Origin of the sequence: Streptomyces lomondensis (assembly GCF_014651035.1) — a bacterium.
In the GTDB taxonomy this organism is placed as follows: domain Bacteria; phylum Actinomycetota; class Actinomycetes; order Streptomycetales; family Streptomycetaceae; genus Streptomyces; species Streptomyces lomondensis.
The window spans coordinates 400,294-419,534 of record NZ_BMWC01000006.1; the positions used below are offsets into that span (position 1 = coordinate 400,294).

Consider the following 19,241-nt stretch of genomic DNA (forward strand, 5'->3'; position numbering starts at 1 on the left):
GCCCGAGCGCGGACCCCTACCTGCTGCCGAACAGCGAACGGCGCAGCCGGCGCAGCGGCGCGAAGAGCGAGACGCGGCGTACGCGCGCTCCCCTGCCGCTTCGGTCCTGCGGCTGACGCGCGGTCAGTTCGCGCATCAGCGAGGTCGCCTCGACCGTCTCCCGCTGCGGGACGGCAGGGCCCGCCAGCACCGAGAGGTGGCGGTCGAGGCGCGAACTGGTCGCGCTGCTCCCGCAGGTGATCGCAGGGACCCTGGCCCTGCTGCGCACTGTTATCTGTTCCATGTCACTCCCCACCCGTACGAGTCCACCCGGCCCGGGCAGGTTAACCCTATCGCCCCGTCCGGGCACACGTGTATCGCGGTCACAGGATTCACCTTCCCCATAAGGGGGTTGACGATGTATCTCCGATCACTCTCCGAATCCAACAGATTTCAGGGCGAGTTGGACGATCGGCTGCGTAGTGGGCTGCGGCGATCCGCCCGCCGGCTCGACGGTTACGGCCAGTGACGTCGCGGAGGTGCCGAGACCGGTCGCGACCAAGGGCGTGTCGCCCTGGAAGAGGCCCAGGGAGCGTGGTTGCGCGCCCGGGCGCATGAGCCACAGCTGGTGCACGCGGCCGCCCGGCGGGGCGCCGTATCCGCCGAGGGTGACCACCGCGCTCCCCTCCGAGGCGGAAGCGATCACTCCGATGGTGCGGCCCCGAATGTCCCGGCCGCTCCTCGCCCGGGCGTCCGGAGCCGACAGAACGTGGGCGATCTCACGTGACCGGTCGCGCTCGGCGGCCAGTTCGTCCTGGGTCCGGTTCGCCTGCACGGCGAACAGGGAGGCGACGACGAGGGCCGCGGCGGCGGTGACCGTGGCGAAGGGCACGAACAGCGGGATCCGGCGCCGCTCCCGCTGCCGCGGCGGCGGCTGGGTGCCCCACACGTGCGGCGGCAGCTGCGTCGCACGCGCGCGTGCCGGTGCGCGGGCGGTGTCCTGCGGCGCGGGGTCCTGCGGGGTCGTGCGTACGGCGGCCATGACCCGGTCGCGCAGGGCGGCCGGGGCCGGAGCGGCCGCGGACCAGGCGAGCCGGACGGCGTCCTCGGACAGGGCGCGCACCTCGGCGGCGCAGCGGCCGCAGCCCTTCAGGTGCTTCTCGAAGCGGACCCGCTCGGGGGGTTCGAGGGCGTCGAGCGCGTAGGGCGCGGCGAGCGAGTGCGGGTCCTCGCGGCGGAAGAGGCTCATGCCGCGCCTCCCAGGCAGTCGCGCATCCGGGTCAGCCCGTCGCGCATCCGCGTCTTGACGGTGCCCAGCGGCAGGGAGAGCCGCTCGGCCACCTCGCGGTACGTGTAGCCCTCGTAGTAGGCGAGCGTGACCGACTGGCGCTGGAGGACCGTGAGGCGGTCCAGGCAGCGGCGCACCAGCTCGCGTTCCAGGCCGGCCTCGACCTCCTCGGTGACGTGGTCGAAGGCCGGTTGGTTGGCGCGGAGGGCCTCGCGCTGCTCGCGCTCCCCGGCCGCGCGGGCGCTGCGCACCCGGTCGACGGCGCGGCGGTGGGCGAGCGTGAGGATCCAGGACATCGCGCTGCCGCGCCCCGGGTCGAACTTCGCTGCGGACCGCCACAGTTCGAGCAGCACCTCCTGAGCCACCTCCTCCGACTGGGCGGGGTCGCGCACCACACGCCGTACGAGTCCGAACACCGGGCCGGACACCAGTCCGTACAGCTCCTCGAAGGCCCGCTGGTCCCCGCGTGCCACGCGCAGCAGCAGCTTGTCCGCCTCCACTCGGTCCCCCTCTCCGAGGCCGCACCGGGCCTGTCCCCTCACGCGAGGCATTCGCAACGCACACACCTCCGGACGGTGTTACGGATCAGCGCGCCGAAAACGCGGGTCCCCGGCGATGAAACAACTTTTCAAACGCGCCGTAAGAACGTTTGAGATTCGACCAATCCACCCTGCCGACCGCTCCGAATGGCGTGTGTCAGGCAAGTTGGCACTGAGGACGGACGGCATGACACCTTTCTCCAGGACCGGTGCGGGACGCACGAGCATCGCCACCGTGGTCTGTGGTGCGCTGGCCGCCGGCGGGCTCGCGGCCGCCGGTGTGACCGCGCTGGAACCTGAGGCGGCCTCCGCCTCCAGCCACCGCGAGGCCCCGCTGATCTCGGGGACCCCGCAGTACGACAACACCGACGTGTACGCGTTCGTCAGCCCGGACAAGCCGGACACGACGACCATCGTCGCGAACTGGATCCCGTTCGAGGAACCGGCGGGCGGGCCGAACTTCTTCACCTTCGCCGAGGACGCCCAGTACGACCTGCGCATCGACAGCAACGGTGACGCGAAGGAGGACCTGCTCTTCCGGTACACGTTCAAGACCGACACCAAGAACGACAAGACGTTCCTGTACAACACGGGTCCGGTCGAGAGCCTCGACGACCCGGACCTCAACATCACGCAGACGTACGACCTCGAACTGATCAAGCTGCGCGACCTCAAGGCGGTGTCGAAGACCAAGGTCGCCGACGATGTGCCGGTGGCGCCGTCGAACGTCGGCAAGGCGTCGATGCCGGACTACGACACCCTGCGCAAGCAGGCGATCCACAAGCTCGCCGGGGGCGCGCAGACGTTCGCCGGGCAGGCCGACGACCCGTTCTTCCTGGACCTGCGCGTCTTCGACCTGCTGTACGGCGGGAACCTCTCCGAGGTCGGCAACGACACCCTCAAGGGCTACAACGTCAACACGATCGCCCTCCAGGTGCCCAACAGCTTCATCACCGAGTCGCACGAGCAGCCGGTCGTCGGCATCTGGTCGACGACGCAGCGCAAGAACGCCCAGGGCTACTTCGCGCAGGTCTCGCGCCTCGGCAACCCGCTGGTCAACGAGGTCGTCAACCCGCTGAAGGACAAGGACAAGTTCAACGCGTCCGCGCCCCGGGACGACGCCCAGTTCCTGGAGAACGTCACCAACCCGGAGCTGCCCAAGCTCATCGAGGCCATCTACAAGATCCCGGCCCCCGCCGAGCCGCGCAACGACCTGGTCGACGTGTTCCTCAAGGGCGTCAAGGACCTCAACCAGCCGCCGCACGTGACGCCGTCGGAGCAGCTGCGTCTCAACACCTCGATCAAGCCGGCCGCGAAGCCCAAGCGGCTCGGTGTCCTGGACGGCGACAACGCGGGCTTCCCGAACGGCCGGCGGCTGACGGACGACGTGATCGACGCGTCGCTCCAGGTCGTCGAGGGTGAGCTGCTGGGCGCGAAGAACGACCTGGGCGACGCGGTCGACGAGAACGACAAGAAGTTCGAGAAGGCCTTCCCGTACGTGGCGCTGCCGACGGAGGGTTCGCGCGGCCCGCTCGCCAAGGGCGTGGACGGCGGCAACGACGTCCGCAGCCAGCTGGGCGACGCGCTCCAGCCGGCCGGCGCGCAGGGCTCGGATGACATGCGCCTGATGGCCGCGTCCGCCGGGGCCGGGGCGGGCGGCATCGTCCTGATCGGCGCGGCCCTGATGTGGTGGCGCCGCATGCGGAACCGGGCGTACTGACCCGCTCCGCTCCTCCGACCGGCGCGGCCCGTTCCCCCATCCCCCACGGCACGGGCCGCGCCCCCCTTCCGCACCAGCACACCCGACCGAGGAGAGGGCATGCCTCCGCGTACGACCGACAGCACACCGGAGAGGCGCGACGACCGCCCGCCGCTGACGGAGCCCGCCGAGCAGGGTGCCCCGCAGGGCGGCGCACCGGCGTCGGGCGGAGCGAGCGGGGCGGAGGCGGCCCGTGCGGGGGCCGGGTCGGGTGCGGTGGCGGAGACGGCCGAAGCCGACCAGGACCGGCCGGACGTCACCGACGCGGAGACGGACTACGCCGCTGCGCAGAGCACCGGAGAACAGCTCGATCCACACGCGCCGGGCGATACCGGTGCCGAGCCGGGTGCCCGTCCTCCCTCCGGGAACGACTCCGGCGTCGGCCGGCGCGTGGCCGTGATGCGGCGGGCCGCCGACGGGGGGCGGCGCTGGCGGGCGGCGCAGCTCGCCGGGTGTGCCGCGCTGCTGGCGGTGGCGCTGACCGGTGGGGCCGTCGCCTTCGGGGGCGCCGGGGACGGTGGGGCGGGCGTCGGTGCCGATGCCGTGTCCGCCGCCGGGGCGCTGTCGCCCGGCCACCTCGCCCGGGGCGATCTCGACGAGGGGATCGCGTCCCTGCAGAGGCATCTCCGCGCCCAGCCGAGGGACTTCGGCAGTTGGGCCACCCTCGGGGTCGCCTACGTCGAGCAGGCTCGTACGAACGGCGACCCCTCCCGCTACCCGCAGGCCGACCGCGCCCTGAAGCGGTCCCTCGCACTGCGGCCCGGCAACGACCAGGCCCTGGCCGGCCGTGCCGCCCTGGCCGCCGCCCGGCATGACTTCCCGGGCGCCCTGGAGCACGCCGACCGGGCCCTGAAGCAGAACCCCTACAACGAACGCGCCCTGTGCACCCGTATCGACGCCCTCGTCGAACTCGGCCGGTACGACGACGCCGCCGAGGCCGCCGGCACCGCCGACGACAGGCGCCCCGGCGTGCCCGTCTTCACGCGGTACGCGTACGTGCACGAGCTGCGCGGCGACGTCCGCACGGCGCGCGACGTGCTGGAGCGCGCCCTGAGCGCCGCGCACACGCCCGCGGACGTCGCCTACGTCGCCACCGCCCTCGGCCAACTCGCCTGGAACCAGGGCGACTACGCCACGGCCCTCGACCACTACGCCCGCGCCCTCGCCGCCGACGACGCGTACCTCCCCGCCCTGGAGGGCCGCGCCCGCGCCCAGGCCGCGAACGGCGACCGGGACGCGGCCGTCAAGGGGCTGGAGCAGGTCGTCGCCCGCTCCCCGCTGCCCGGCCCGCTCGTCGCCCTCGGCGAGCTGTACGAGGACCGCGGCGCCGACGGCGACCGGGCGAAGGCCGGCGACCAGTACGCCCTGGTGGACGCCTGGACGTCCCTCGCCCGCGCGGGCGGTGTCAACGCCGACCTCGACACGGCCCTGGCCGCCGCCGACCACGGCGACGAGAAGGAGGCCCTGCGCGCCGCCCGCGCCGAGTGGGACCGCCGCCACAGCGTGCACACCGCCGACGCCCTCGCCTGGGCCCTGCACGTCAACGGCCGCGACGAGGAGGCCCTGCCGTACGCCCGCCGGGCCACGGCCACCGGCTACCGCAACGCCGCCTTCTTTTACCACCGCGGCGTCATCGAACGCGCCGCCGGCGACGAGCGCGCCGCCCGCGACCACCTGAAGGCCGCGCTGGACCTGAACCCCGGCTTCTCGCCCCTCGGCGCGCGCGAGGCCCGTACCGCACTCAAGGACCTGGAGGCGAACCGGTGACTCCGCGCCGGCTGTTCGCGTCCGGCGCCGCCGTCCTCACGGCCGCCTGCGCGCTCACCCTGCTGCCCGCCGCCACGGCGAGCGCCCACCCGCTGGGCAACTTCACCGTCAACCGCTACGACGGCCTGGTCGCCGCCCCCGGCGAACTCCGGGTCCACCACGTCGAGGACCTCGCCGAGATCCCGGCGACCCAGGCGCAACCGGACATCGAGCGGCTGGGCATGGCCCTGTGGGCCCGCGAGCGGTGCGCCGCGGCCGCCGAGGACAGCCGGGTCACCGTCGACGGCCGTACCGCCGGCCTCACCTCAGAGCGCAGCCACGCGCGCGTGCGGCCCGGGCAGGCGGGGCTCGACACCCTCCGCGTGGAGTGCGAGCTGACCGCCCCCCTCCCGTCGGACCAGGAGAGCGTGTCCCTCGGCTTCCGCGGCGCGGGCGCCTCCTCCGGCCCGGGCTGGCGGGAGATCACGGCACGGGGCGACCGTATGACGCTCACCGCTTCGGACGTACCGGAGAAGTCGATATCGGACGAACTGACAAGCTATCCGGAGGAGTTGCTGTCCTCCCCCGCCGACACCGCGGCCGCCGCCCTGCGCGTGCGCCCCGGCGGTCCGGCCCTGGCCGGGGAGGAGTCGGACGCGCCCGCCGCCTCGGTGCTCCCGCGCGGCGCCGACCGCTGGACGCGGGCCCTGGACGACCTGGTCGCCCGGCACGACCTCACCGCCGGCTTCGCCGCGCTGGCCCTCCTCATCGCCGTCGTCCTGGGCGCGATGCACGCGCTGGCCCCGGGCCACGGCAAGACCATCATGGCCGCGACGGCGGCGGCCCGGGGCGGCCAGGCCCGGATGAAGGACGTCCTGCCCATGGCCGCCTCGGTGACGGTCACCCACACCCTGGGCGTGGTCGCCCTCGGCCTGCTGGTCACGGCCGGTTCGGCGGCGGCCCCCTCGGTGATCGCCTGGCTCGGCGTCGCCAGCGGGATCCTGGTGACCCTGGCGGGCGCGAGCCTGCTCCGCCGCGCCCTGCGCAACCGCGCGCACACCTATCAGCACGGCCATCAGCACGGCCACGGTGGCCACACCCACGATCACGCGCACGAGCACGAGCACGACCACAACTCCGATCACGACCACAGCCACGATCACGACCACACCCACCCGCACGACCACGCCCACCCCCACTCCCACCCGCACACGATCGAGCACACCCACGGCGGGTTCACCCACTCCCACCCCGTCGCCCCCACCGTGCGCGGCACGATCCTCATGGGCTTCGCGGGCGGGCTCGTGCCCAGCCCGTCCGCCGTGGTGGTGCTGGTCGGCGCCGCGGCCCTCGGGCAGGCCTGGTTCGGTCTGCTGCTCGTCGTCGCGTACGGCGTCGGGCTGGCGCTCACCCTCACGGCCGCCGGGTACGCCGTCGTCAAGGCGGGCAGCGGCATGACCCGCCTGCTGGACCGGCGCCCCCGCTGGACGGCCGGCCCGATGGCGGCCCTGGTGCGCCGCACCGCACCGCTCGGCTCGGCCTTCGCGGTCGTCGTCCTCGGCGCCGGACTCGTGTTCAAGGGGGCGGCATCCGCACTGGGCTGAGTTACGTTCGTGAGGAAATCCGACGTCCTGGGGAAAACAGACCTCAGGGAGATTCCGCCCGGCTGCGAATGGGGGCGCCGTGTCCGAAGAACCGGGCCATGAGCGGGTGATCGCGGGCCGCTACCGGCTCCTGGCACCGCTCGGCGAGGGCGGTATGGGGACGGTGTGGCGCGCCCGCGACGAGCTGCTGCACCGCGAGGTCGCCGTCAAGGAGGTGCGCGCCCCGGCCGGTCTGGCGGGCGACGACGTGCGGCGGATGTACGCCCGGCTGGAGCGGGAGGCGTGGGCGGCGGCCCGGGTCGCCAACCGGAACGTGGTCACGGTCTACGACGTGGCGACGGACGACGGCCGGCCGTGGATCGTCATGGAGCTGGTCCGTGGCCTCTCCCTGGCCGAGGTCCTGGACGCCGAGGGCCCGATGCCGCCGCAGCGGGCCGCGCACATCGGCGCGGAGGTGCTGGCCGCGCTGCGGGCGGCGCACGCGGCCGGGGTGCTGCACCGGGACGTGAAGCCGGCCAACGTGCTGATCGCGAACGACGGCCGGATCGTGCTCACCGACTTCGGGATCGCCATGGTCGAGGGCAGCTCCGCGCTGACCATGACCGGGGAGGTCATCGGCTCGCCCGAGTTCCTCGCCCCCGAGCGGGCGCTCGGCCGCACGCCAGGGCCGGAGTCCGACCTGTGGTCGCTCGGTGTGCTGCTGTACGCGGCGGTGGAGGGCCACTCCCCGTTCCGGCACGACACCCCGCTGAGCACGCTGCGCGCGATCGTCGACGAGGAGCTGCCGCCGCCGTACCGGGCCGGTCCGCTCGCCCCGGTCATCGAGGGGCTGCTGCGCAAGGATCCCGGGCAGCGGCTGCCGGCCGAGCGGGCCGAGCAGGAGCTGCGGATCATCGGCGCGGGCGGCTCACCGCGCGCGGACACCGTACGGGCGGTCCCGTATCCGCCGACCGTGGCGGCCCACCCCGAGCCCTCTCGCACGCCTCCGATGCCCTTCCCGGGGCAGCCTGGGGCGCCCGGCCGGGGAGCCACGACGACGGCCACCCGGGAAGGCCGTGACCGCCGGGCCGGCCGGGTACTGGTCGCGGGCGTGATCGCGCTGGCGCTGGCGGTGGGCGGGCTGACGTACGCGCTGCTGAACAACGCGGGCGGCGACGGGAACGGCGACCGGGGCGCCGGGGTGAGTTCGCCCGCCGAGACCCAGGGCCCGCCGCGGAGCACCGGGAGCGGGAAGTCGAGCCCGTCCCCGACGCCGAGCGAGAGCGAGAGCGAGGAGAGCAGTCCGCCGCCGCAGTCGGTGCGGGTCGCCCTGGACGGCACGCGCACGGACTACTCCGGCCCGTGCCCGCCGCCGAGCGCGCAGGCGCCGAGGTTCACGGCCACGTTCACGGTGGGGCGGCTGCCGGCCGAGGTGCGCTACCGCTGGGTGACACAGGACGGCTCGGTGCTCGACGGGGGCTGGAAGACGCTGTCGTTCCCGGAGGGCGGCGGCCGTACGCAGCAGGACGCGGTGACCGTGACGACGGACGCGGAGACCGGGACGTTCGAGAACGAGATCGGCGTCGAGGTGCGGGAGCCGGTGCGCACGACGTCCGAGTCGGTGCCGTTCTCGATCACCTGTGAGACGGAGACCCCGACGGGCGGGGCCTCCCCTTCTCCTTCTGACCCGGAGTCGGACCCGGGCTCGAACACGGAGTCGGACACGGACTCCGGCTGAGCGGTCAGTCGTTGGCGTTGAGCACCGGCAGATAGCCGCCCGACTGGCCGGCTGCCTTCGGGTGGTACGACTCGCCGATGTTGAGCCAGTTGACGCTGTGCAGCCAGGAGTCGGCGGAGCAGATCTCGTGGCCGGTGAAGATGCCGCGCACGTCGCCGAAGGTGAAGCCGTGGTCGGCGGCGCGCTTGCCGATGGCGGTGTTGAGGTGGTCGGAGGCGTCGTTGATGGCCTTGCGCTTGGTCTCGGACAGGCCGAGGCAGGTGGTGCCGAGCTTGTAGAAGCGGGGGTAGCCGAGCACGACGACGCGGGCGTTGGGCGCCTTGGAGCGGATCGCCGCGTACACGCTGTCGAGCTTGCCGGGCAGCGTGGAGTCGACGTACGCCCGGGCGGTGTTGATGCGGGAGACACAGGCGCTGTCGGACTGGGTCACACAGGTCGTCATGACGTCGGCGAATCCCGCGTCGTTGCCGCCGACGGTGACGGAGACCAGGGCGGTGGCGGCGCTGAGCGGGCCGAGCTGTCCGGACAGAACATCACCCGTTCGGGCGCCGGAACAGGCCGTGAAATCGAAGGTGGCGGGTGACTGGGCGGCGGCCCAGAGGTAGGGGTAGGCCTTCGTGCTGCGCTTGCAGTCGCCGCTGGAGCTGATGTAGCTGCCGGCGCCCACTCCGGAGGAGTAGGAGTCACCGAGCGCCACATAGCCGCCAGTTGCGGCGAGTGAGGACGCCTGCGCCGTCGCTGCCCCGGTGAGGGCGGTGGCGACGGCGAGGAGGAGCGAGCTCACGAAGACGACAAGTCGGGAACGTCTCATGGAACCTCCCTTAGCAGGATCTCTGCCATAACCGTCGTAGCAGCTACGCGTGTTGACAGGAAGTGTCCATGCCAAGTCTTTTCGGGCCTTTCCGGGGTGCTCATGGCGCGTTCACCGCACGTCGTGTTACGCGACGAGCACCTGTTGTTACGCGTGCATGACAGATTTGTTGACTAGTGCTCAACTCTCTTGTTCTACGCCGGTAGATGGTCGACGCTTTACTCCGGCCGCGAGCGGAACGCGACGCTCCCGGTCCGTGTGCGCGAGCACGCGCGCACCCCCCACATGACGCGCGCCCCACCCAGGGCGCGCGCCGCCTAGAGGAGGACTCCCTCGTAATGGCACAACTGCGTAGCAAGAGACTCGGATTCGCCGCGATCACCCTGTCGGCGACCGCCGCCCTCGTGGGCGGACTCACCGCCCTCCCCGCCCAGGCCGCCCCGGCGGAGGGCCGGGTGCTCGCCGCGGACTCCCCGGCCGCGGTCAAGGACAGCTACATCGTCACGCTCGACAAGAGCGCGGGCCTGAAGGCGTCCTCGGCCGCGGGCAAGGACCTCGTGGAGGAGTACGGCGGCACGGTCAAGAAGACGTTCGGCAAGGCGCTGAACGGCTACTCCGCCGCCCTCTCCGCCGACGAGGCCAGGCGGCTCGCCGCCGACCCGGCGGTGGCCTCCGTCGAGCAGGACCAGCGCGTCCAACTCGCCGCCACCCAGACCAACGCCCCCTGGGGCCTGGACCGCATCGACCAGGCCTCGCTCCCGCTCTCCGGCACCTACACCTACCCGGACAGCGCGGGCAGTGGTGTCACGGTCTATGTGATCGACACCGGTGTGCGCATCACCCACCAGCAGATCAGCGGCCGTGCCGCGCACGGCTACGACGCCGTCGACGGCGACACCAACGCCTCAGACGGCAACGGCCACGGCACCCATGTGGCCACCACCATCGCGGGCTCGACCTACGGCGTCGCCAAGAAGGCGAAAATCGTGGGTGTGCGGGTGCTGAACAACAGCGGCTCCGGCACCACGGCCGGTGTGATCGCGGGCATCGACTGGGTGACGAAGAACCACTCCGGCCCCTCGGTCGCCAACATGTCGCTCGGCGGCGGCGCCTCCGCCGCGCTCGACACGGCCGTCCGCAACTCCATAGCCAGCGGCGTCACCTACGCCGTCGCCGCGGGCAACAGCAGCACCACCGCCTCCTCGTCCTCCCCGGCCCGGGTCGCCGAGGCGATCACGGTCGGCGCCACCACGAGCACCGACGCCAAGGCGAGCTACTCCAACTACGGCTCGGTCCTGGACATCTTCGCGCCCGGCTCCTCCATCACGGCCGGCTGGCACACCAGCGACACCGCGACCAACACCATCTCCGGCACCTCGATGGCGACCCCGCACGTCGCGGGCGCCGCGGCGGTCTACCTGGCGGGCCACACCTCGTCCACCCCGGCCCAGGTCGCCTCGGCCCTGGTGGGCGGCGCCGTCACCGGCAAGGTCACGAGCGCGGGTTCGGGTTCGCCGAACCGGCTGCTCCAGCTCGTTCCGTAAGCACGAACATCTGAACGGTCGTTCCCCGGCAGGTATGACGCGCCTGCCGGGGAACGGCCGTTTGTGTGACGGGAACCTCTCAACTTGCACCCCACAAAGCGCCTCCCGCAACGCCCAAACCAACAAAAACGTGAGCGGCCGTTCCAGGTCTTGCCATACGGGTTCAATCGTCAATACCGTCATACATCTCACCCGCATCGGTCCGTCAGTACGCGGCTCTAGGGGAGGGCTCAAGGACCGCGACGAACCGGCGCGGGGCGCGGTAGGGGGGTGCCGTGCTCGGTGACCGCAACTGTCTCCGGGCCGTGCCGCGCGGTCGGCTGCCGTTTTTCGCCGCCGGCCAGCTTTGCCAGCTCACCCGGCGTGCCCGAAGCTCCATCTCGGCGTGCCACGGGTGAGAACCCCCCTTTCGAACCGGACTGGATCCGGACTGCCCTGGGGGGGCGGTCCACCGGACGAGAGGGACCAGACTCATGAGCTCAGTTCTGCAACCGGCCGCGACGGACCCGCATCCGCCGACCGCCGGGAAGTACCGGCCCGTCTCCTCGCACCTGGCCATCGCGCCGCCGGTGAGCGTGGTCATCCCGGCCATGAACGAGGCGGAGAACCTGCCGTACGTCTTCAAGACCCTGCCCGACTGGATCCACGAAGTGGTCCTGGTCGACGGCAACTCCACCGACAACACCGTCGAGGTGGCCCGCGAGCTGTGGCCCGAGGTCAAGGTCGTCGAGCAGCGCGGCAAGGGCAAGGGCGACGCCCTGATCATCGGGTTCCAGGCCTGCACCGGCGACATCATCGTGATGGTCGACGCGGACGGCTCGGCCGACGGCAACGAGATCGTGTCGTACGTCTCCGCGCTGGTCTCGGGCGCGGACTTCGCCAAGGGCTCCCGCTTCGCCAACGGCGGCGGCACCGACGACATGACCTTCATCCGCAAGCTCGGCAACTGGGCGCTGTGCACGGTCGTCAACCGCAAGTTCGGCGCCCGCTACACCGACCTGTGCTACGGCTACAACGCCTTCTGGCGGCACTGCCTCGACAAGATCGACCTCGACTGCACCGGCTTCGAGGTCGAGACGCTGATGAACATTCGGGTCGTCAAGGCCGGGCTCAAGGTGCAGGAGATCCCGAGCCACGAGTACCTGCGCATCCACGGCACCAGCAATCTGCGGGCCGTGCGGGACGGGCTGCGCGTGCTGCGGGTGATCCTCCAGGAGCGCTCCAACCGCCGGGCGCTGCGCCGCCGTTCGCCCCAGTCACCGATGCTGGACGTGCGGGGAGAGGTGTCTTGAGCGGTCCCGACGTCTCCGTCGTGATCTGCGCGTACACCGAGGACCGCTGGGAGGACATCCTCGCGGCGGTCTCCTCGGTGCGGGCGCAGTCGCGGCCGGCCCTGGAGACGCTGCTGGTCGTCGATCACAACGAGACGCTCCGGGAGCGGCTGGCCAAGGAGTACAAGGAAGCCGACGCCGTGCGGGTGCTCGCCAACGCGGGCCCCCGCGGCCTGTCCGCCGGCCGCAACACCGGTATCGCGGCCGCGCGCGGCGAGATCGTGGCCTTCCTCGACGACGACGCCGTGGCCGAGCGCGACTGGCTGCGGTACTTCGCCGAGGCGTACGCCGACCCGCGGGTGCTGGCGGTCGGCGGGCGCGTGGTGCCGGTCTGGGCGTCGGGGCGGCGGCCGGACTGGTTCCCGGAGGAGTTCGACTGGGTGGTCGGCTGCACCTACCGGGGCCTGCCGCGCGGCCGGGTCCGGGTGCGCAACGTCCTCGGCGGCAACGCCTCGTTCCGCCGCAGCGCCTTCGACGCGGCGGGCGGTTTCGCCACCGGCATCGGCCGGGACGGCGACAAACGCCCGCTGGGCTGCGAGGAGACGGAACTGTGCATCCGCCTCAGCCGGGCCCGGCCCGACGCGGTGCTGCTGATCGACGACCGGGCGGTGATCCACCACCGGGTGCCCGAGGCCCGCGAGCAGTTCCGCTACTTCCGCACGCGCGCGTACGCCGAGGGCCTGTCCAAGGCCCTGGTTACCCGGAGCGTGGGCGCGGAGAAGGGCCTGGAGTCCGAACGCCGGTACGCCACCCGGGTGCTGCCGGCCGGGGTGGCCCGGGGCCTGCGGGACGCCCTGCTGGCCCGGCCGGGCGGCGCGGGGCGGGCGGGCGCGATCGTGGCCGGGGTGCTGACGGCGGCGGGCGGATACGTCGTCGGCAGCGTCCGGGCGCGCCGGGGCGGGACCACGTTCCAGGTGCCCGAGGTGGAGGCGGCGGCCCGTGAGTGACGCCCGCGTACCGATCCTCATGTACCACGCGGTCGCGACCGACCCGAACGACGCGACCCGTGCGCTGTCCGTGACCCCGGAGGCGTTCGCCGAGCAGATGGCGGTGCTCGCCGACCGGGGTCTGAGGCCCCTCACCACGGCCGAACTGGCCGCGTGCTGGCGCTCCGGCCGCCCGCTGCCCGAGCGGCCGGTCCTCATCACGTTCGACGACGGCTACGAGGGCGTGCACCGGCACGCCCTGCCCGCACTCGCCCGGCACGGCTTCCCGGCCACCCTGTTCGTCTCGACCGGGTGGCTGAGGGGGCCGTACGACACCGGGGGCGGCCTGGACACCATGCTGGACTGGAACCAGGTCCGCGAACTCGCGGCGGCGGGCGTGGAGATCGGCGGGCACAGCCACAGCCACCCGCAGCTCGACCAGGTCTCCGACGCCACCCTGCGGTTCGAGCTGATCCACTGCAAGGAGATCGTCGCGGACCAACTGGGCACCGTCCCGGCCTCGTTCGCCTACCCGTACGGCTACTCCAGCCGCCGGGTGCGGCAGGCGGTGCGCGAGACGGGGTACGCCCAGGCCCTCGCCGTCGGCAACGGCCTCGCGCGCCGGGCGCAGGGGCCGTACGCCCTGCGGCGGGTGACGGTGCGCCGCAGCACGGGCGTCGAGGAGTTCGCACGGGTGATCGAGGGCCGGGCGATCGCCCGTACGTTCGCCAGGGACCGTGCCCTGACCAAGGGGTACGCCGTGGTCCGCAGGACCCGCCGGGCACGCCGGCTGGTGTCCCGCCCCGGTGGCTGACCCGCACCCGGGGAACACGCCGCGTGCACCTGGAAACCGGGTGCACGCGGCGCCCTCGTGCCGGATCATGGCGGCATGTCTGTGAACCCGCACGAGGCGCTGCCGATCCGGCTCAACGTCGACGACTCCGACTCCCCGTCCGACGTCGTCGACGCGCTGTTCCTCGGCCGCTTCGCGACGGGCGAGCAGCCGTACTCCCACGCGGCGAACATCGAGCGCGTACGGTCCGGTGCGACGTTGATGCCGCCCGGCGCCCGCGTGCTGCGCGTCGCCCGGGACGACGACCGCAGCGCGACCCTGGCCGAGGGCGACGGCTGGACGCTGCTGATCTCCCGCTGGAACCGGGGCGCCGACGTGACGGTGACGGCGACCAGCGAGGAGCTGGCGAAGAAGGTCCTGGAGCAGGCCACGGACGGCGCGGCGGACGAGCCCGAACCGCAGCCGGAGAACGTCACGATGGGCTTCTGGTACGTCTCCCCGCGCCGCGGCCCGCACCGCACGACCCGCCAGATCGCGGCGGGCACCTGGGACGAGGTCCGGCCCAACTACACGGCACCCGTGGCGGACGCCATGGACCGCCTGATGAAGACGACCCCGGAGGACATCGCGGGCCGTCTCCTCCTGCTGCACGGCCCGCCGGGCACCGGCAAGACGTCGGCGCTGCGGACCCTGGCCCGCTCCTGGCGCGACTGGTGCCAGGTGGACTGCGTGCTGGACCCCGAGCGGCTCTTCACCGACGTCGGCTACCTCATGGACATCGCCATCGGCGAGGAGGACGCGGCGGGCAAGGGCCGCTGGCGGCTGCTGCTCCTGGAGGACTGCGACGAGCTGATCCGCGGCGAGGCCAAGCACACGGCGGGCCAGGCGCTGTCGCGGCTGCTGAACCTGACGGACGGACTGCTCGGCCAGGGCCGCAACGTCCTGGTCGGCGTCACGACCAACGAGGACCTGGAGCGCCTGCACCCCGCCGTGGTACGGCCCGGCCGCTGCCTGGCCCGCATCGAGGTGGGACCGCTGACCCGCCGGGAGGCGGCGACCTGGCTCGGCACGGAGGAGGGCATCGGCCGCGAGGGCGCCACGCTGGCGGAGCTGTACGCGCTGCGCCGGGGCACGTCCCCGACGGCCCTGCCGGAGCCGCGTGAGGGCGCGGACGCGGGGCTGTATCTGTAGCCCGGTTCGCACACAACCGCCTCTCACCTCCCTGTTACCCAGGCGTGCCAAGGTGTGCGCGGCGGCGGCACCGCGCTTCGCCGGGACGAAGGAGGGCTCTGATGGCACACACGGCACCCACCGTCTTCAGCGAACCGGTCCACCGCGTCACGCGGTGGGTCCTGCCCGTGGTCCTGGGTCTCGTCTACGGCAACTGGGTGGCGGTGAACCGGCGTCACGGCGGCCCGATCACCGGACCGGACCTGGCGTCGGGCGTGTGGAGCGCGCTCGCCTTCACGGCCGTCTGCATCGCCGTGATCCAGGTGACCCGGCGCCTCAGGCGCGACCTGCACGCCCTGCACGCGCTGCTCCGGGCTGCCTTCGCCGGCGCCGCGCTGGGCTTCCTCTACAGCCAGACCGGCGACGACCTCCGCCCGGTGGTCATCACGTCGGTGCTGGTCACGGCTGCCGTCTTCCTGCTGCTGTTCTACCGCTTCCACACGCGCGGCGACGCGTAGCGGCCGGAGGACCGGGCCGCTCACCGCCCCCTCCAGGGCGTGCGGTGCTTTGATGGGGGTATGACCCTGTTCGTCGGTACGTCCGGGTGGCAGTACAAGGACTGGCGGGACGTCCTGTACCCGTCCGGGCTGCCGATGCGGCTCTGGCTGGAGGAGTACGCGGGGCACTTCGCCACCGTCGAGATCAACAACGCCTTCTACCGGCTGCCGTCCCGGGAGACCTTCGAGGACTGGCGGGGGCGGGTGCCCGCGGACTTCGTCGTCGCGGTCAAGGCGAGCCGCTACCTGACCCACATCAAGCGGCTGAAGGACCCCGAGGAGCCGGTGCACCGGCTGATGAGCCACGCGGCGGGCCTCGGCGACCGCCTCGGGCCGGTCCTGCTCCAGCTCCCGCCCAACCTGCGCGCGGACCCGGGCCTGCTGGACGCCTGTCTGGCCTGCTTCCCGGCCTCGACCCGGGTCGCGGTCGAGCCCCGGCACGACTCCTGGTGGACGCCGGAGGTCCGCGCGGTCCTGGAGTCCCGGCGCGCCGCCCTGTGCTGGGCCGACGTCCTGGCCCGCCCCGTGACACCGCTGTGGCGCACCGCCGACTGGGGCTACGTCCGCTTCCACCAGGGCCGCGCCCACCCCTGGCCCCGCTACGGCCGCCGCTCCCTCGCCACCTGGCTCGACCGCATCGCCACGACCTGGCCCGACGGCGAGGACGTCTACGCGTACTTCAACAACGACCCGGGCGGCGCGGCGCCGGCGGACGCGAGGGCGTTCGCGAGGTTGGGGAGGTCGGCGGGTCTGGACATCACACGGACGCCGGAGCACCTGGCCCGTACATGACACCCTCTTTCCGCCGCGACGGCGCTCGGCCACGACGGCGCGTTCCGGCGGTGCCGAACGCCGCTCGGCCCGCCACGCTCCACGCCCTGCCCCGGGAAACCACCCGGAGAACATCGCCGCCCTACTCCCCGTAAGCCGCCCGCAGGGCATCTCGTACCGCCGCCAGCGCGTCGGCTTCCGTCAGCCCCAGCCGCCGAGCCCGCTCCACGTACGCCTGCGCGGCTGCCGCCAGCTCCCGCTCCGCCGCCGAGCCGGCGGCAGCCACGAACGTGCCGTTCCGCCCCCGCGTCTCGATCACGCCGTCGGCCTCCAGCGCCCGGTACGCCTTCGCGACCGTGTTCGCGGCGAGGCCCAGCGACTCGGCCAGCCCCCGCACGGTCGGCAGCCGGTACCCCACGGGCAGCTCGCCCGACCGCGCCTGCTCGGAGATCCGCGCCCGCACCTGCTCGTAGGGCGGGGCGCTGTCGTCGATGTCGATCTTCAAGGTCACAGCCCGATTGTCCCGTACCCGGCGGAAAATGAGAGGCACCCGCAACGCGCCCCCGCGTAACGTGCGCCATCATGACCATGACCGTGCGCGACCTGCGTCCCGACGTCCGAGCCGACGCCGAGGGGTTCTCCGACACCCGCCGGCTCGCCCTCCCCTACATGCTGTCCACCCCCGAGTCCGTGGTGCACACCCTGACGCACGCCCACCCGGACGCCCACTTCGGACAGCTGATCGCCGAGGAGGAGGGCGAGATCGTCGGCACGGCCCAGATCAGCGTCGCGCATGACAGCCCGGAACCCGGCCAGGGCTCCGCCAACATCTACGTACGCCCCGACCGCACGCGCCGCGGCGCCGGTTCGCTGCTGCTGCGCACCGCCGAGGAGCGCCTGGCGGCGCTGGGCGTCAGGAAGCTGTTCGCCTGGGTGCTGGACGAGCCGGACAACCGCGCCTTCGCCGAGCGGCGCGGCTTCCGGGCCAGCCGTTCCGCCTACTTCCTCCGCCTCGACCTGGCGGCCGGCATGCTGCCGCCCCGCCAGGACCCGCCGGCCGGTGTCGAGCTGCGCACGGGCGCCGACTTCGCGGACGACCCGCGCCCGATGTTCGAACTGGACGCGGTGACGTCGTCGGACGAACCGAGCGACATCGCGGTCGAGTTCACCGACTACGAGGCGTGGCTGGAGGAGACCTGGCAGCACCCGCTGCTGAACCTCGGCCTGACCTCGGTCGCCGTCGTCGACGGCCGCCCCGCCGCGTTCAGCGCGGCCTACACCGACGGTGGCACCCGCTACGCCACCGCCATGACCGGCACCGCCCGGGAGTTCCGCGGCCGGGGCCTGGCCAAGCTCGCCAAGAACGACTCCCTGCACCGGGCGCGCGCCGCGGGGTACACGGAGGCGTTCACGGGCAACGACACCGGCAACGGACCGATGATCGCCATCAACAAGTGGTTCGGCTACGAGGTCTGCGCGACGGAGGTGCGGTATGTCCGCGAACTCGGCTGACGGGCCCGCCCGGCTGGACGTCGTGCTCGTCAAGGCAGGCCGTACGAAGATCCGTTACGCCGGCGAGCTGCTGTCGGACGACGGCACCCGGGTCGCCGTCCGCGCCCCGTGGGCGGGCTCCGGCGTCCGCGACTTCGGGTTCGTCCGCTTCGAGCCCGGGGACGTCTTCACGGAGTACTACTGGCGTGACCGCTGGTACGCGGTGAAGGAGGTCCGCTCCGCCACGGGCGCGCTGAAGGGCTGGTACTGCGACATCACCCGCCCCGTCGAGCGCTCCGGCTCGGAGCTGGTCGTCGAGGATCTCGACCTGGACCTGTGGCGCTCCGCGGACGGCACGGACGTACGGCGCCTGGACGAGGACGAGTTCGCGGAGAGCGGCCTCGCCGAGTCGGACCCGGAGGCCGCGTCCGCCGCCCTGGCCGCGCTCGACGAGCTGGAGTCACTCGCCCGTAGGGGCGACTTCGCCGCGCTCCTGGCCTGAGGCCCGGGCCGGCGCGACCACCGCGTACCGCTCGTCGGTCACCTCCCCGCCCCACAGCAGCGGGTCGTCCGACAGCCGCTCCACGCGCACCTGACCGGCGATCGGGGCGAGGAGGCCGATGAGCCGGTCCGCCGGTATGCCGACCGGCTCGACGCTCCCCCACACGCCCTCGACCAGCACGAGCCGCCCGCCCGGCCGCAGCAGCCCGGACCAGTGCCCGAGGGCGCGGGCGGGGTCGGGCAGGGCCCACAGGACATGCCGGACGAGCACGACGTCGAAGCGCTGCTCCCCGACGGGCGGTGCCGCGGCGTCGCCGACGAGGAACACCGCGTCACGCCCGGCCAGTTTCTCCCGGGCGAGCGTCACCATCGCCGGGGAGAGGTCCACCCCCGTCACCCGGTGCCCCTGCTCGGACGCGAGCAGTGACAGGCTGCCGGTGCCGCAGCCGAGATCGAGGACGTCGCCCGCGCGCCCGGGCAGCCAGTCGCGCAGCCGCCCGGCCCAGGCGCGGCGCACCTCGGGGTCGCGCAGCCCGTGGTCCGGTTCGTCGTCGAAGGAGGTGGCCCGCGCGTCCCAGTCCGCGTTCGCCGAGGTCATGCCGTCACTCTGGTTCGTCATGCGCCCAAGAGTGACACCCGCCACTGACACTCGAATCGTGACTGCCGCCACTGACAGACCAGGAGCGATGAGGAACCCTCCCCCGAAAGGTCTAC

At 72.9% G+C, this 19,241-nt stretch carries 19 protein-coding genes; 13 read left to right on the plus strand and 6 right to left on the minus strand.

Features of this window, described 5'->3' with window-relative positions; genetic code table 11:
• Positions 1-16 precede the first annotated feature (16 nt).
• The 3 genes from IE255_RS22640 to IE255_RS22650 form a co-directional block, all read right to left on the minus strand.
• Positions 17-283: a hypothetical protein gene (locus IE255_RS22640; protein ID WP_190052179.1), complete on the minus strand. Its 267-nt coding sequence runs from the start codon at positions 281-283 to the stop codon at positions 17-19.
• Positions 284-409: 126 nt separating this feature from the next.
• Positions 410-1,228 carry an anti-sigma factor gene (locus tag IE255_RS22645; protein WP_190052180.1) on the minus strand — a complete coding sequence of 273 codons (819 nt, stop codon included), beginning with the start codon at positions 1,226-1,228 and terminating at the stop codon, positions 410-412.
• On the minus strand, positions 1,225-1,767 hold the full coding sequence (locus tag IE255_RS22650) for a sigma-70 family RNA polymerase sigma factor (RefSeq protein ID WP_190052181.1): 543 nt from the start codon (positions 1,765-1,767) through the stop codon (positions 1,225-1,227). Before IE255_RS22650 ends, IE255_RS22645 begins: the two co-directional genes overlap by 4 nt.
• Positions 1,768-1,993: 226 nt before the next feature.
• On the opposite strand from IE255_RS22650, the gene IE255_RS22655 reads away from it, so the two are divergent.
• The 4 genes from IE255_RS22655 (at position 1,994) to IE255_RS22670 (ending at position 8,632) form a co-directional block, all read left to right on the plus strand.
• The gene (locus IE255_RS22655) at positions 1,994-3,526 is read left to right on the plus strand and encodes a DUF4331 domain-containing protein (RefSeq protein ID WP_190052182.1); all 1,533 of its coding nucleotides are present in this window, start codon (positions 1,994-1,996) and stop codon (positions 3,524-3,526) included.
• A gap of 99 nt (positions 3,527-3,625) precedes the next feature.
• Complete coding sequence (locus IE255_RS22660; protein ID WP_190052183.1) at positions 3,626-5,332, plus strand: tetratricopeptide repeat protein; 1,707 nt, start codon at positions 3,626-3,628, stop codon at positions 5,330-5,332.
• Entirely contained in the window at positions 5,329-6,915 is a 1,587-nt protein-coding gene (locus tag IE255_RS22665; protein ID WP_190052184.1) for a HoxN/HupN/NixA family nickel/cobalt transporter, read from the plus strand. The genes IE255_RS22660 and IE255_RS22665 overlap by 4 nt, the downstream gene beginning before the upstream one ends.
• A gap of 79 nt (positions 6,916-6,994) precedes the next feature.
• Positions 6,995-8,632, plus strand: a complete 1,638-nt coding sequence (locus tag IE255_RS22670; protein ID WP_229906525.1) for a serine/threonine-protein kinase — start codon at positions 6,995-6,997, stop codon at positions 8,630-8,632.
• A 4-nt stretch (positions 8,633-8,636) separates the two neighbouring features.
• Here IE255_RS22670 and IE255_RS22675 read toward each other — a convergent pair whose 3' ends face one another.
• Positions 8,637-9,443: an SGNH/GDSL hydrolase family protein gene (locus IE255_RS22675; protein ID WP_190052185.1), complete on the minus strand. Its 807-nt coding sequence runs from the start codon at positions 9,441-9,443 to the stop codon at positions 8,637-8,639.
• Between the two features lie 338 nt (positions 9,444-9,781).
• Here IE255_RS22675 and IE255_RS22680 point away from each other — a divergent pair, with 338 nt between their 5' ends.
• From IE255_RS22680 to IE255_RS22710, 7 genes are all read left to right on the plus strand, one after another.
• Complete coding sequence (locus tag IE255_RS22680) at positions 9,782-10,987, plus strand: S8 family peptidase (protein WP_190052186.1); 1,206 nt, start codon at positions 9,782-9,784, stop codon at positions 10,985-10,987.
• A 473-nt stretch (positions 10,988-11,460) separates the two neighbouring features.
• A complete protein-coding gene (locus IE255_RS22685; protein WP_190052187.1) occupies positions 11,461-12,279 on the plus strand; it encodes a glycosyltransferase family 2 protein in 819 nt (272 codons plus the stop codon).
• Positions 12,276-13,265: a glycosyltransferase family 2 protein gene (locus IE255_RS22690; protein ID WP_190052188.1), complete on the plus strand. Its 990-nt coding sequence runs from the start codon at positions 12,276-12,278 to the stop codon at positions 13,263-13,265. Before IE255_RS22685 ends, IE255_RS22690 begins: the two co-directional genes overlap by 4 nt.
• A complete protein-coding gene (locus IE255_RS22695; protein WP_190052189.1) occupies positions 13,258-14,058 on the plus strand; it encodes a polysaccharide deacetylase family protein in 801 nt (266 codons plus the stop codon). The genes IE255_RS22690 and IE255_RS22695 overlap by 8 nt, the downstream gene beginning before the upstream one ends.
• 75 nt (positions 14,059-14,133) lie before the next feature.
• Positions 14,134-15,228, plus strand: a complete 1,095-nt coding sequence (locus IE255_RS22700; RefSeq protein WP_190052190.1) for a DUF5925 domain-containing protein — start codon at positions 14,134-14,136, stop codon at positions 15,226-15,228.
• 101 nt (positions 15,229-15,329) lie between these two features.
• Complete coding sequence (locus IE255_RS22705; protein WP_190052191.1) at positions 15,330-15,725, plus strand: hypothetical protein; 396 nt, start codon at positions 15,330-15,332, stop codon at positions 15,723-15,725.
• Positions 15,726-15,785: 60 nt separating this feature from the next.
• Complete coding sequence (locus tag IE255_RS22710) at positions 15,786-16,556, plus strand: DUF72 domain-containing protein (protein WP_190052192.1); 771 nt, start codon at positions 15,786-15,788, stop codon at positions 16,554-16,556.
• 121 nt (positions 16,557-16,677) lie between these two features.
• Here the strand turns inward: IE255_RS22710 and IE255_RS22715 are convergent, their stop codons facing one another.
• Positions 16,678-17,046: a GntR family transcriptional regulator gene (locus tag IE255_RS22715; RefSeq protein ID WP_190052193.1), complete on the minus strand. Its 369-nt coding sequence runs from the start codon at positions 17,044-17,046 to the stop codon at positions 16,678-16,680.
• Between the two features lie 71 nt (positions 17,047-17,117).
• On the opposite strand from IE255_RS22715, the gene IE255_RS22720 reads away from it, so the two are divergent.
• On the plus strand, positions 17,118-18,047 hold the full coding sequence (locus IE255_RS22720; protein WP_190052194.1) for a GNAT family N-acetyltransferase: 930 nt from the start codon (positions 17,118-17,120) through the stop codon (positions 18,045-18,047).
• Positions 18,028-18,528 (plus strand): ribonuclease FAU-1 family protein, encoded by a 501-nt coding sequence (locus tag IE255_RS22725; protein WP_190052195.1) that lies wholly within the window; start codon positions 18,028-18,030, stop codon positions 18,526-18,528. Before IE255_RS22720 ends, IE255_RS22725 begins: the two co-directional genes overlap by 20 nt.
• Here the strand turns inward: IE255_RS22725 and IE255_RS22730 are convergent.
• Positions 18,487-19,146 carry a class I SAM-dependent methyltransferase gene (locus IE255_RS22730; protein WP_190052196.1) on the minus strand — a complete coding sequence of 220 codons (660 nt, stop codon included), beginning with the start codon at positions 19,144-19,146 and terminating at the stop codon, positions 18,487-18,489. The genes IE255_RS22725 and IE255_RS22730 overlap by 42 nt on opposite strands.
• Positions 19,147-19,241 lie beyond the last annotated feature (95 nt).

Excerpts from the sequence above, each read along its gene's own strand:
- IE255_RS22640 (WP_190052179.1), bottom strand. The coding sequence starts at position 283 with ATGGAACAGATAACAGTGCGCAGCAGGGCCAGGGTCCCTGCGATCACC.
- IE255_RS22645 (WP_190052180.1), bottom strand. The coding sequence starts at position 1,228 with ATGAGCCTCTTCCGCCGCGAGGACCCGCACTCGCTCGCCGCGCCCTAC.
- IE255_RS22655 (WP_190052182.1), top strand. The coding sequence starts at position 1,994 with ATGACACCTTTCTCCAGGACCGGTGCGGGACGCACGAGCATCGCCACC.
- IE255_RS22660 (WP_190052183.1), top strand. The coding sequence starts at position 3,626 with ATGCCTCCGCGTACGACCGACAGCACACCGGAGAGGCGCGACGACCGC.
- IE255_RS22675 (WP_190052185.1), bottom strand. The coding sequence starts at position 9,443 with ATGAGACGTTCCCGACTTGTCGTCTTCGTGAGCTCGCTCCTCCTCGCC.
- IE255_RS22680 (WP_190052186.1), top strand. The coding sequence starts at position 9,782 with ATGGCACAACTGCGTAGCAAGAGACTCGGATTCGCCGCGATCACCCTG.
- IE255_RS22685 (WP_190052187.1), top strand. The coding sequence starts at position 11,461 with ATGAGCTCAGTTCTGCAACCGGCCGCGACGGACCCGCATCCGCCGACC.
- IE255_RS22700 (WP_190052190.1), top strand. The coding sequence starts at position 14,134 with ATGTCTGTGAACCCGCACGAGGCGCTGCCGATCCGGCTCAACGTCGAC.
- IE255_RS22705 (WP_190052191.1), top strand. The coding sequence starts at position 15,330 with ATGGCACACACGGCACCCACCGTCTTCAGCGAACCGGTCCACCGCGTC.
- IE255_RS22710 (WP_190052192.1), top strand. The coding sequence starts at position 15,786 with ATGACCCTGTTCGTCGGTACGTCCGGGTGGCAGTACAAGGACTGGCGG.
- IE255_RS22720 (WP_190052194.1), top strand. The coding sequence starts at position 17,118 with ATGACCATGACCGTGCGCGACCTGCGTCCCGACGTCCGAGCCGACGCC.
- IE255_RS22725 (WP_190052195.1), top strand. The coding sequence starts at position 18,028 with ATGTCCGCGAACTCGGCTGACGGGCCCGCCCGGCTGGACGTCGTGCTC.
- IE255_RS22730 (WP_190052196.1), bottom strand. The coding sequence starts at position 19,146 with ATGACGAACCAGAGTGACGGCATGACCTCGGCGAACGCGGACTGGGAC.